The sequence below is a fragment of the Terriglobales bacterium genome (assembly GCA_035457425.1).
In the GTDB taxonomy this organism is placed as follows: Bacteria; Acidobacteriota; Terriglobia; order Terriglobales; family Acidobacteriaceae; genus JACPNR01.
The window spans coordinates 44772-56338 of the sequence record DATIBR010000099.1; the positions used below are offsets into that span (position 1 = coordinate 44772).

The 11567-nt window shown below is 65.8% G+C and carries 9 protein-coding genes and 1 pseudogene; 4 read left to right on the forward strand and 6 right to left on the reverse strand.

All coding sequences use genetic code 11. From position 1 onward, the window contains the following. Positions 1–8: 8 nt before the first annotated feature. Genes VLA96_07495 through VLA96_07505 form a run of 3 tightly spaced genes read right to left on the reverse strand, consistent with a single transcriptional unit; the run spans position 9 to position 2658 of the window. Complete coding sequence (locus VLA96_07495; protein ID HSE49032.1) at positions 9–1286, reverse strand: HEAT repeat domain-containing protein; 1278 nt, start codon at positions 1284–1286, stop codon at positions 9–11. Then, a complete protein-coding gene (locus VLA96_07500) occupies positions 1283–2101 on the reverse strand; it encodes a hypothetical protein (protein HSE49033.1) in 819 nt (272 codons plus the stop codon). Before VLA96_07500 ends, VLA96_07495 begins: the two co-directional genes overlap by 4 nt. Then, complete coding sequence (locus VLA96_07505; GenBank protein ID HSE49034.1) at positions 2098–2658, reverse strand: sigma-70 family RNA polymerase sigma factor; 561 nt, start codon at positions 2656–2658, stop codon at positions 2098–2100. Before VLA96_07505 ends, VLA96_07500 begins: the two co-directional genes overlap by 4 nt. A 172-nt stretch (positions 2659–2830) precedes the next feature. Between VLA96_07505 and VLA96_07510 the strand changes: the two genes are divergently transcribed. Next, positions 2831–3574, forward strand: coding sequence for a hypothetical protein (locus tag VLA96_07510; protein ID HSE49035.1), 744 nt, complete (start codon positions 2831–2833; stop codon positions 3572–3574). Positions 3575–3647: 73 nt separating this feature from the next. Then, positions 3648–3977: a thioredoxin gene (gene trxA / locus VLA96_07515; GenBank protein ID HSE49036.1), complete on the forward strand. Its 330-nt coding sequence runs from the start codon at positions 3648–3650 to the stop codon at positions 3975–3977. A gap of 94 nt (positions 3978–4071) precedes the next feature. Here trxA and lexA read toward each other — a convergent pair whose 3' ends face one another. Both lexA and VLA96_07525 read right to left on the reverse strand, forming a co-directional pair. After that, positions 4072–4710 carry a transcriptional repressor LexA gene (lexA, locus tag VLA96_07520; GenBank protein HSE49037.1) on the reverse strand — a complete coding sequence of 213 codons (639 nt, stop codon included), beginning with the start codon at positions 4708–4710 and terminating at the stop codon, positions 4072–4074. 63 nt (positions 4711–4773) lie between these two features. Further along, the gene (locus VLA96_07525; GenBank protein ID HSE49038.1) at positions 4774–6114 is read right to left on the reverse strand and encodes an amino acid permease; all 1341 of its coding nucleotides are present in this window, start codon (positions 6112–6114) and stop codon (positions 4774–4776) included. 170 nt (positions 6115–6284) lie between these two features. Between VLA96_07525 and VLA96_07530 the strand changes: the two genes are divergently transcribed. Beyond that, positions 6285–8852, forward strand: coding sequence for a diguanylate cyclase (locus VLA96_07530; protein HSE49039.1), 2568 nt, complete (start codon positions 6285–6287; stop codon positions 8850–8852). Positions 8853–10520: 1668 nt separating this feature from the next. Here VLA96_07530 and VLA96_07535 read toward each other — a convergent pair. Beyond that, a pseudogene (locus VLA96_07535) lies at positions 10521–10934 on the reverse strand (integrase core domain-containing protein). A gap of 158 nt (positions 10935–11092) precedes the next feature. Between VLA96_07535 and VLA96_07540 the strand changes: the two are divergent. Further along, positions 11093–11567, forward strand: a 475-nt coding sequence (locus VLA96_07540) for a DinB family protein (GenBank protein HSE49040.1), incomplete at its 3' end; no start/stop codon positions are given.

The following is an 11567-nucleotide window of genomic DNA, read 5'->3' on the forward strand; positions in this document are numbered from 1 at the left end:
GGCTGGCCTCACTTGTTCAGGATCTCCATCATGTAATCGCGCGCCTCGCGACAATCCATGAGCGAGAGCTGCTGGATGAGCGCCCGCTTCATGTCGGAGTTGGTCTCCTTCTTCACGAGCGTCACCATCTCGCTGCACGCGCCGCTGATGAACATGCCGTTGATAGCCGCTTTGCGGATCTCCGGGTTGGTGTCGGCGTTGTAGACCTCGAACAGGTAGCGGCCTCCCCCTCCGATGCCCAGCCCGTTGAGCGCGGCCTTGCGCACCTCCATCTGCTCCGCGCCGTTCCTGGCGACCTGTGCCAGGAAGGCAATGTCGCCGCCGATGCCGCAGGCGTTCATGATGGCCTTCTTTTCGTCGATCGACCGCGCCGACTGGTAGAGCTGGTGCAGTTGCTTGTGCGCGCCCATGGCGCCCAGTTGGTGGATCGCGGCGCGCCGCATGTCCGGATCGGGATCGCCCGTCGCCACCGCCAGCGTCTCGTCCTCGGCGCCGCCCGTCAGGAAGGCCTGCAGCACCGTGCGCTTGACCGCCGTGTCGTTGGTGGACTTGTAGATCTCGACCAGCGCCTGCTTGTTCTGTTGGTTGCCGTTGAGGCCGAGATTGCGGATCGCCTTGATCTGCAGCTCGGGGTGCGCGTTGCCGCGCGCGATGTTCATCAGCGCCGCCGTCGCCCGCGGAGAGTCGCTCTGCGAGAGCACGAACAGCGCCTGGTTCTTCGCCTTCGGGCACGTGTTCGAGTTCAGAAGCTTCTCGACCATCGGCACGGCGCGCTCTTCGTCGCTGTTCATCAGCGAGTTGATGGCCATCACCTTCAGCTCGCAGTCTTCGATCGTCTCGGGTTTCGGCACGACGCCCTGCCGCGTGTTGATCTCCTGCTCCAGCGCGCTCGCGTCCTTCACCCACTTGCTCTGCGGATTGCCGCGCTTCAGCGTGGCGAGCGTCGCCAGCGCCTCCTGCCGCCGCCCGAGCTTGCTCAGCGCGTACGCCTTCCAGTACATCGCCGCGTCCATGCGGCGGCTCTTCATCTCGATCAGCTGGTCGAACTTCCCGAGGGCCTTTTGCCACTCGCCTTCGTCCAGGTACTCGGTGCCGTCGTTGTAGAGCTCGTCTTCGCGCTCGGCGCGCTCGGCCGCGCGCTCCTTGTCGCGCTCCGCGCGCTCTTTCTCGCGCTCGCTCGCCGTCTGCGGTGCGAACGCGTTCCCCGTGACGTCGTCCAACGACTGCCCGCGCGCGCTCACCAGCGCCGCCAACATCAGCGCCATCAGCACTGCCTTGCTTCTCATATCTGTTTCCTCGGTTCTGCCTGCTTGGATTCGTTCTTCATCCCTTGATCTCTGTGGGGCAACTGCTCGCGCCGCACCTTCGACTCCACCACCCGGACCTTGAAGATCAGGCCGCGCGCCTCGATGCGCTGCTGCATGCGCTTCAGCTCCGGCCCCTCGAGCTGCGACGGGCTGTGCGCGATGTCGAGCAACGTCCGCTCCAACTCGTCCAGCAGCTTGGCCGTGGAAGCATCGCCCACCGCCTGCGCCGTCTGGCGATAGAGCCGGCTGGAATCGACCAGCTGCTCGGCGCGCCGCTGCTCCGCGCTGATGTCTACCGGCCCGCCCTGCGTCGGCGCGTTCGCCAGCTCGATCAGGACCATCTGCGATTTCTCCAGGTGGTCGCTCAACGCGACCAGCAAGACGCGCTCGCGGACCTCGACCGGCGCGGGCTTTGGCGCTGCGGCTGTTTCCGTCGGCCCCTTCGGTTGTACGAAGCGTCCCAGCAGGAATGCCGCCACCAGGAGCGCGGCCAGCGCGCCACCCAGCGCCCAGCGCTGCGCGGGGAAGACCCCGAACCAGCGCCGCGGCTCGGGCTGCTCCTGCGCGATGTGCGCGCGGATGCGATCCCACACTTCGCTGCCGTAAGCCTCGTCGCGCGCCGGCGCCTCCGGCGCCGTCACGGCGTGCAGGAACGAGCGCAGGCCGGCGAGCCGGCCGGCGCACTCCGCGCAGCTCGCCAGGTGCTGCTCCGCCGCCGCGCGCTCGCGCGCGCCGGCGTCGCCGTAGTGATGCGCAACCAGCTGTTCTTCCGTCAGGTGCATTTCTTTCTTCATCTCGCCAACACCAATGGGCCGAGCGCGCGGCGCAGCTTCTGCACCGCGCGGAAGATGCTGTTCTTGGTCGCGTTCGCCTTCAGACCCAGGACCTTGCCGATCTCCTCGATGGACTGTCCTTCAAAGTGGCGCAGCACGAACGCCGTCCGCTCCACCGGCGAAAGCTCATTCATCGCCTCCGCCAGCTTGGCGCGCAGCTCGCCCGAGAGCGCCACGCGCTCCGGGCTCGGGTCCGCGGCCGGCAGCGGTATCAGGTCGCCTTCCTCGTCCTGGATGGGCGTCTCGGCGAAGTGCTTCTTGCGGCGGCCGAGCAGGTCGTACGAGCAGTTCGCCGCGATGCGGTACAGCCACGTCCCCACCTCCGCGCGCGACTCGAAGTCGGCCAGCTTCCGGTAGGCGCGCAGGAACGTCTCCTGCACCACCTCTTCCGCGTCTTGTTCGTTCTGCGTCATGCGATAGGCCAGCTTGAAGATGGAGCGGCTGTGTTTCTCGACCAGCAGCCGGAACGCCTCGCGGTCGCCCGCGCGCACCGCGGCTACCGCTCCTCGGTCGCTCATCTCCATGCGCCCATTAGACCTGAAGGGCAGCCCCCGGTTAGGGGGAACGGCAAGAAAATGGGTGCCACGGCCCGCGGCCTTTGACGCTGCACCTTGGGGGCGCAACCAGCCGCTGCCCGCGTGCGTCCTACAGACTTCGATGGGAGCGCGCCTCACTCGTGGCCTACGGCAGATGGAGCGCCAGCAAGCGCGCACGGCGGCGCGCTCGCAGGCCGCCATGCCGCGCGCGGCTGGCAAGCTGCGGCCCATGCCCGGCCGCCCTCCCAAGCCGCTTGTCGTGAGCGAGATCGCGCCCGCGCCGCTGCGGCGCGCGCCGCAGCCCCGCGGACGCCCCGCGCCCGTCGTCCCATTCCCCGGCCGGAACCAGCTGCTGCCCGCGCCCGTCTCGGCTCGCCGCCGTTTCCAGGCGGAGCGTGACGACCTGGAGCTCGCCGAGATGGCGCGCCGCCACCTCGCCTACGAGATCAAGATGGTGCGCGAGACGGCGAACGCGCTGCGCGGCAAGGGCATCGGGCCGCGCAGCTTCCGCAACGCCATGCTCGAAACCTTCCTCATCCACTACCGCAACCTGCTCGATTTCTTTTACGCCGACAAGAAGCGCTCGCTGGCGCACGACGTGCGCGCCGCCGACTACGTGATCGACGCCAAGCGCTGGCGCGAGCGCCGCCCGCGCATGGACAAGGAAGCCACCTCGAACCGCGAGCGCGTCAACGCGTTGCTCGCCCACCTCACCTATCGCCGCCTGCGCTACGACGAGCGCAACTGGAGCGACCGCCGCATGCTCCGCCAGATCGAGGAGCTGCTGGCCGCCTTCGCCGAGCAGTTGCCGCCGCGCCGCCGCCGCTGGTTCCAGCGCGCGCTGGAGGGGAGCGCCGACCTCTCGCCGGCAGGGCCGGCCGCGTCCCGCCGCCGCTGAGTCTTTCCGCCTGCCTCGGCATCCAATATACTCAGTCGTTGCTCTCATACTTGCGCAGGAAGCTGGAGGAAGAATGGCCGCCGAAGGGATCTTTGAAGTCACCGACCAGACGTTCGAGCAGGACGTCCTCAAATCCGACAAGCCCGTGATGATTGATTTCTGGGCCGCCTGGTGCGGCCCCTGCAAGGCCCTCGCCCCCATCGTCGACGAGGTCGCCGCGCAGTTCCAGGGCAAGGTCAAGGTCGGCAAGATGGACGTGGACCGCAACCCCGCCACGCCCATGCGCTACCAGGTCCGCGGCATCCCCACCCTCATCATCTATAAGGACGGCCAGCCGAAAGAATCCATCGTCGGCTACGTCGCCAAAGAGAAGATCCAGCAGGCCCTGGAGAAGTACGTGTAAGTCTTCGAACGTCAGACGTCAGTCTTCAGCAAAAAGCCCGGCATGTGTGCCGGGCTTTTGACTTTCCTGGAGTCCGAAGACTGACGTCGGACGACTAGTACTTCCTGAGCACCCCGATCACTCTCCCCTGGATGGCGACGTTCTGTGCCGGCACGATGATGGGCGGCATCGCCGCGTTCGAGGGTTGCAGCCGCACCTGCGCGTCTTCCTTGTACATGCGCTTCAGCGTGGTCTCCATGCCGTCGACCAGCGCGACGACCATCTCGCCGTTGCGCGCGGTCTGCGTCTTCTCCACCAGCACGTAATCGCCGCTCATGATGTGCTCGTCGATCATCGATTCGCCCGAGACCTCGAGCACGTACACGTCTTTCGAGCGCGTGATGTCGGTCAGCGAGATCGTCTCCGGATTCTCCAGTGTCTCCACCGGACGCCCCGCGGCGATGCGCCCCAGCAGCGGCAGCGAAGTGGAGGCCGGCGCCGCCGCGGCCGCCGCCGCGGCCAGCGACTTCTTCAGCGCGCCCTTCGGCGGCAGCACGTCGATCGAGCGGCTGCGGTTGTAATCCCGCTTCAGCAGCCCCTTCTTCTCGAGGTTGGAGATGTGCTTGTGGACGGTCGCCAGCGAGCTCAGCTTCATGCCCTGCCCGATCTCTTCGAACGAGGGCGAGTAGCCGTTCCGCGTCAGGAACTCCGCGATGAAGTCGTAGACCTGCTTCTGCCGCTTGGTGAGTGCCATAGCGAAAGTGTTGGCGAAGACAGGGCGAATGTCAAGCGAAAACTCGCGGACGCCCCGCGGCCGCTACCTTGGCGGGTTCGAACCGCGCCGCCCGCGCGTCACGAAATACGCCACCGTCAGCGCCCCTAGGATGGGCGGGCCGCCCAGCAGCGTCACCCGCAGCTGCGTCGGCCACGTCGCCAGCACCGCCAGCGACATCACGATGAACGCGACCACGGAGCTGGCCGCGCCGCCCGGCAGCCGCAGCGGCAGCGCCTTGATCTGTTCCGCCGACATCCGCCGCCGGAACTGCACGTGCGCCGCCAGCCCCACCAGCCACGCCGCCACGCCGCCGCCCAGCGCTCCGCCGAACATGTAGAGGAACGCGCTCTCCGGGTACCGCACCGCCACCCACGCCGCCGCGACGATCCCCAGGCTCGAGGCCATCAGCGCCCGCAGCGGCGAGCCGTGCCGCGTCAGCTTTCCCAGCCCGCTGGGCGCATAGCCGGTGCGCGCCAGCGAGAACACCATGCGCGCCGCCGAGTAGAGGGAAGCGTTCGCGCCCGAGAGCGCCGCGGTCAGCACGACCACGTTCATCACCGTCGCCGCGCCGCCCAGCCCCGCGAGCCGGAAGACGCTGACGAACGGGCTCTCGGCCACTCCCGCCTCGCGCCACGCCAGCACGCCTACCAGCACCGCGACCGCGCCCACGTAGATGAACGTCAGCACGCCGTACATCACCCAGGTCGCGCGCGCCACGTCCTTGCCCGACTTCGCCTCGCCCGACGCGATGGCCACCATCTCCACCCCGCCGAAGGTGAAGATGGCGAACGCGGTCGCCAGCAGCGGCGCGAGCCCGCCGTTGGGGAAGAACCCGCCGCTCGCGGTGTACTGCGGCGCCACGCGCCCGCCGGCGAGGAACAGCCCGCCCAGCACGATGAACGCCACGATCGTGACCACCTTCAGCATGGCGAACCAGTATTCGAACCAGCCGTAGTGCAGCACCGGCAGGACGTTGGCGCCCACCAGCAGCGCACCGAATCCGAGCACGAACGCCCACGCCGGCACGCCGGGGAACCAGTAGCGCGCGTAGGTCGCCGAGGCCACCATCTCCGCCCCGATCGAGGTCACCATGGCGAACCAGTAGCCGTAGCGCGAGATGAACCCCGCCCACGGGTTCAGGTACTCCTCGGCGTAGACACCGAAGGACCCGGCCGCGGGGTGCACGCAGGCCATCTCGCCGATGGCGAGCGCGACCACGCCCATCACCAGCGCCGCGATCACGTAGCTCAGGATCACCGCCGGTCCGGCGAGCTTGACGGCCGCGCCGGAGCCCAGCAGCAGCCCCGTCCCGATCGACCCTCCGATGGCGACCATGGCCATCTGGCCGGCAGTCAGCTCTTTCCGCAACCCGCTCTCGTTCATCCCGCTCCTGCCCCAAAAACCGCGCTCTCAGGCTTTTTCCCTAATTGCCGCTGCTGTAGCGTTCCGCATACAATACGCAAGCCTCACACTGGCTGCCACAACAGTCTTTTGCCGCTTCTTCGCGGCCGGACTTTCTTCGCGCGCCCGCCAGCGATGACGCAGGGTCCGCGATGGCTGACATCTCCAAGCACCTGGAAAAAGCCGAGAAGTATCTCCAGAAGGGCAAGCAGAACGACGCCCTGAACGAGTACATCGACATCCTGGAAGCGGACCCCAATCAGGATGCCGTCCGGCAGTCGGCCGCCGACTTGTGCATCGCCCTCGGCCGTCCCAAGGACGCGCACGAGCTGCTGAGCGAGCTCTTCGACCGCCAGGCGCAGATCGGCAACGCCGCCGGCGCGCTCATCACCTACAAGAAGCTCATCCGCGTCGGCCAGCCGACCAACGAACAGGTCTTCAAGCACGCCCAGTTCGCCGAGAAGAAGGGCGACAAGAAGGAAGCGCTCGAGGGCTACCACGCTGCGGCGAAGGCCTTCGTGGCCACCGGCAGGAAGAAAGAAGCCGCGGCCTGCTACAAGTCGCTGGTCGTGCTCGAGCCCGAGTTGGAGAACTGGAAGCAGCTCGGCATCCTCACCGCCGAGACCGGCGACAACAAGACCGCGGCCGACGCCTATCTCCACGCCGCCGAACTGGAGAAGAAGGCGGGCTCCAGCCCGCTCGCGCTGCTCGAGCGCGGATATCCGCTGGACCCTGCCAACCAGGCGCTGGCCATCGCCTACGGCGCCGCGCTCACCGAGAACAGGAAGTCCGCCGAGGCCATCAAGATCCTGGAGCCGCTCGCCAAGGCCGCCGACTCCAAGCCGGAAGCGCGTGAGCCCTATGCGCTCGCGCTGCTGGGCTCGAACCGTCCGCTCGAAGCCGAGCCCTTCCTTTGGGAGCTGTTCGAGAAGAACCCCTCGGCGCAACTCGAGAACGTCGGCCAGGTCATCGGCGCGCTCATCACCGCCGAGCACCACGGCAAGGCGCTCGCGCTCGCCCACAAGCTGGAAGAGTTCGAGAGCAAGCACAGCCGGCGCCGTGAGTACGTCGAGTTCATCAAGGGCGTGACGGACAAGCATCCGCCCGCGCCCGAGTTCCTCGAGTACCTGGTGGAGCAGTTCAACGCCACCAACCGCGAGGCCGACTACTGCGCCGCGCTGGTGAAACTCTTCGAGCTGTATTACGCGATGGGCAACTTCATCAAGGCGTCGGACTCGCTCGACCGCGCCGCCGAGGTAGACCCCTACGAGAAGGGCTACCAGAAGCGCCTCGAGATGCTGCGCGGCAAGATCGATCAGAACCGCTACAGCGCCATCGCCAACCGTTTCGCCGCCGTCGGCGCCGTGCCCGGCGAGCCCGCGACTCAGCAGAAGCAGGTCGACAGCGAGCCCACCGTGCTGGAGGACTTCATCCTCCAGGCCGAGATCTACATCCAGTACGGCATGCGCTCGAAGGCCATCGAGCGCCTGGAGCGCATCAACAAGCTCTTCCCGCGCGAAGAAGAGAAGAACGAGAAGCTGCGCAACCTGTACATGAACGCCGGCTACGTGCCGAAGTACGAAGGCGGCGCCGCGCCCGCGCCCGTCGCGGCTCCGGTCGCCGCTGCGGCGCCGGTGGCCGCCGCGCCCGCGCCGCCGCCCGCCGAGCACGGCGAGAACGCCGTCGACAACATCTCGCGCGTCACCGAGATCACGCGCAACATCTACCGCCAGTCCAACGTGAAGGGCGTGCTGTTCGCCGCGGTCAACGACGTCGGCCGGCACTGGAGCGCCTCGCGCTGTATCGCGGGCCTGTGCAATCCGGGCAAGCCGCCCTCGGCGGCGCTCGAGTACTGCGCGCCCGGCATCAAGCAATCCGACGTCCAGGCCATCGTGAAGTTGCTGGGCACGCTGCAGCAGATGTCCATCGCGCAGGGCTTCGTCTCGCTGGCCGACGCGCAGAAGTCGCCCGAGCTCGGTCCTGTGCAGCCATTCCTGACCGCGCTCGACATCAAGAGCATCCTCGCGGTGCCGCTGATGGATGGCGACGAGCACGCCGGCATGATCATCCTGGAGCAGTGCGGCCAGCAGCGGCAGTGGCGCCAGACCGACGTGGTGGTGCTGAAGACCATCGCCGACCAGACGCAGCTCGCCGTCTCCAACGCCAAGCTGCGCTCGCTGATGAAGACGCTCGCCGTCACCGACGAGAAGTCCGGCCTGCTCAAGCGCTCCAGCTACCTCGACGTGCTGCTGTCGGAGACGCGGCGCTCGGTGCAGCAGAACTCCACCTCGACGCTGATGCTGCTGCACTTCGGCAAATCCGGGACGCTGGTCAAGGAGATCGGCGAGCAGGCGGTCGAGAACATGATGACGCAGCTCGGCCAGGTCATCTGCTCGCACATCCGGCAGAACGACGTCGCGGTGCGCTACGAGCTCACCACCATCGCGGTGGTGCTGGCCGACACCAACGACAAGAACGCCTTCTTCGTCATCGACAAGCTGCGCAAAGTGCTGGGCAGCGTGAAGATCCCCGGCACCGAGAAGCAGCCGCCCATGACCGTCGGCATCGCCGAGGCGGTGATGCAGGCCAAGTACGACCCCATCGACATCGTCACCGAGGTCATCAACCGCGCCGACGCCGCGCTGGAAGCCGCCAAGGTCGAAGGCCCCGGCACTGCCAAGTCCCTCGCCGCCGAACTCGAAGTCGCCGCCGTCGCCTAGGTCGGCAAGCGGTCATCCCTGCAGGTAAGAGAGCAATAACCTCTCGCACGGCTTCGCGATTACCTTCGAGGTATCCCCTCCCCCCGGGGTGTCCTGGCGATTTCCGATTGTTCAGAACGGGATGCGGGTAGGGTAACCCTACGGCTTGAGCTTGCGGGTTGAGAAAGAGCAGTGGCCGGCGGGGTGTAGGTACACTCCGCCACTTTCAGCATGACATACGGGAGGGGTGAAACCGGACATCGGGGAGGGAACTCTATTTCGATTGTGCTCAGCGGTTTAGCGAGAAAGCAGGTGGAGTGAGGGCTTGACAGGAAAAGTGGCCAGTGGCTAAGGGCTAGTCGAGGCCGCGCAACTCTTTCGGGCGGGCGAGCCGCCGTTGCTCGGGTGGGAACGCTTGTTCCAGATCCAGAACAAGCGAATCGAAGATGTTGCATGAGTCGGCGACGGCGGTACTCTCTTCCCATGCCGAGCGACCTCAAGAGCTACAACGGCTTCGGCCAGGAAGGCGAACCTATGAGGATTCTGCCTCCCACCCGAGCCCGCCGCGGCGGGGCTCGGGTGGGGCACCCACATTCTGGTGGCTTGCTCCCACCCTTCGCGCGAACACCGCGCGCGAAGGATGGGGCACCCTCAGGATTCTCCGTCTCTATAATTCCTGCGCAGCGGGTAGGGTGGGCCACCCGCCCTATCAGATGCCCTCTCGTTTCCGGGATATGTGCTGCACATCGCCCCGAAAATGTCTGTTTTACGGTGACGGGGCACATCGCGTTCCAGAAATAATGAGCATCTTCGAAGAACAAGTAAGAGACCCTAACGTTACGTAACGTATGTAACGACCTCGTAAGAAAAGTGGTCGCCGTGAAAGCTATGCCGCGTGGGTTTCTTCCCCTCTGTATCCGCTGTATCCGCGCGGTTAGTGGATGCCTTCAGTGTGCTATTTGTAGGGCGACAGAAGTGTCGCCAGTCGCCCAATGCCTAGATAGACGACCACCACGAACGCCCCGAATGCAAGCGTGAATCCAATCCGTTGCATGAAACCCTTAAAAGTATCGCGAGGATATGTGAATTTAGGTGCGAAAGACCGGGGCTTCCCGGCTGTTCGTGGCAACCTGACAAAGAAGCTGACATAAAAAACGAGCGCGATGCTTAGTAGTCCCGTTAGGTGTTTGAGCCAGGCGGGAGAAGAGGGATCACCGATGATTAGCGCAATCATTGTCTACCGTCCCTTATGGTCGATACAATCTGTGACTGAATGGACGTTAAGGTAGGCTCCGACCCCTCCAGCGGCTCCTTGAAAGCCCCCTTCGCCCACGATCCCGAAAGAACCTGGGGTAGCGATGTGGCTTAGGCTCACATTGGTCAGCACAAGATCAACGCCCGCGCCAAGAAATCCAATGTGCTCAGCCGTACCGTTACTCAGATCAACCCGTGCGTAACCGGCGTGTACTAACTCACCGCCTTCTACCTCGAATGACTTGCTCACCACCCCACGGATAAAAATCCGACTCTTCCTTGATGGCTGTCCCGTCTACATTGCTCATGACTGTGGCAGTGACCTGCCCCCATTCTCCACACACGCGATCATACGACACCTGATTTAGCTCCTGTTCTTGGTTCTGCGGCTGAGGACGGCGGTTTCTTGCCGTCCGAAGCCGCCCCCATCTCTGTAGCAAACTCCTTCGGCGTTCGATATCCCAGACTGCTGTGTGGCCGCTGTTCGTTGTACTCGGTCCGCCACGCCGCGATCTTGCGCCGCGCGTCGAACAGGTTCTCGAACCAGCTCAGGCGCAAGCACTCTTCCCGCATGTGCCCGTGGAAGCTCTCGACCCGTGCGTTCTGCTGCGGCTTGCCGGGCTGGATGTGGCGCAGCTCGATCCGCCGCTCCACGCACCAGGCGAGGAAGTGGCGGCTGGTCAGCTCCGGCCCGTTGTCGCAGCGGATCGCTTGCGGTGCTCCGCGCTCGGCCGCGATCTCCTCCAGCACCCGCGTCACTCGCCGCGAGGCGAAGCTGGTGTCCGCCTCCAGCGCCAGGCACTCGCGCGTGAAGGCATCCATCACGCTCAGCACCCGGGTCGCCCGCCCGCCGGGTGGGCCAGCCTACGCTTGTTGCACCCAATCCAACTATGGGTGCCCCACCCAAGCCGGTTTTGCTTGGGTGGGAGGCGAGAAGTCGCGCGCGGAAAAAGATTCCGCGACCCGGCCGTTCTGTCGCTCATCCACTCAAGGCAGGAGAACGTCCCATGCCTGAGACCGTTCAGCAGTACATCGCCCGCATCCTGAGCCACTCCGATGGCAAGGACGCGCTGAAGCTCCAGCAGCAAGCGCCGAAGAAGCTGGCTGCGCTGTTGCGCGGCAAAGACAAGAAGCGGCTGGCGAAGCGTCCCGCGCCGGGGAAGTGGTCGGTGGCCGAGATTGTCGCGCACCTGGCGGACGCCGAAGTCGCCATCGGCTGGCGCATGCGGCAGATCCTCGCCAGCCCCGGCGTCGCCGTGCAGGCCTACGATCAAGACGCCTGGGCCAACACCTTCGGTTATGCGAAGCGCGACCCGAGGCAGTCGCTGGCCGCTTACACCGCGCAGCGCGAGGCGAACATCGTGCTGCTGAAGTCGGTCCCGCGCAGCGCGTGGGAGAACTATGGCATGCACTCGGAGCGCGGCCAGGAGTCGATCGCGCACATGATCAAGCTCACCGCGGGCCACGATCTGAATCACATCA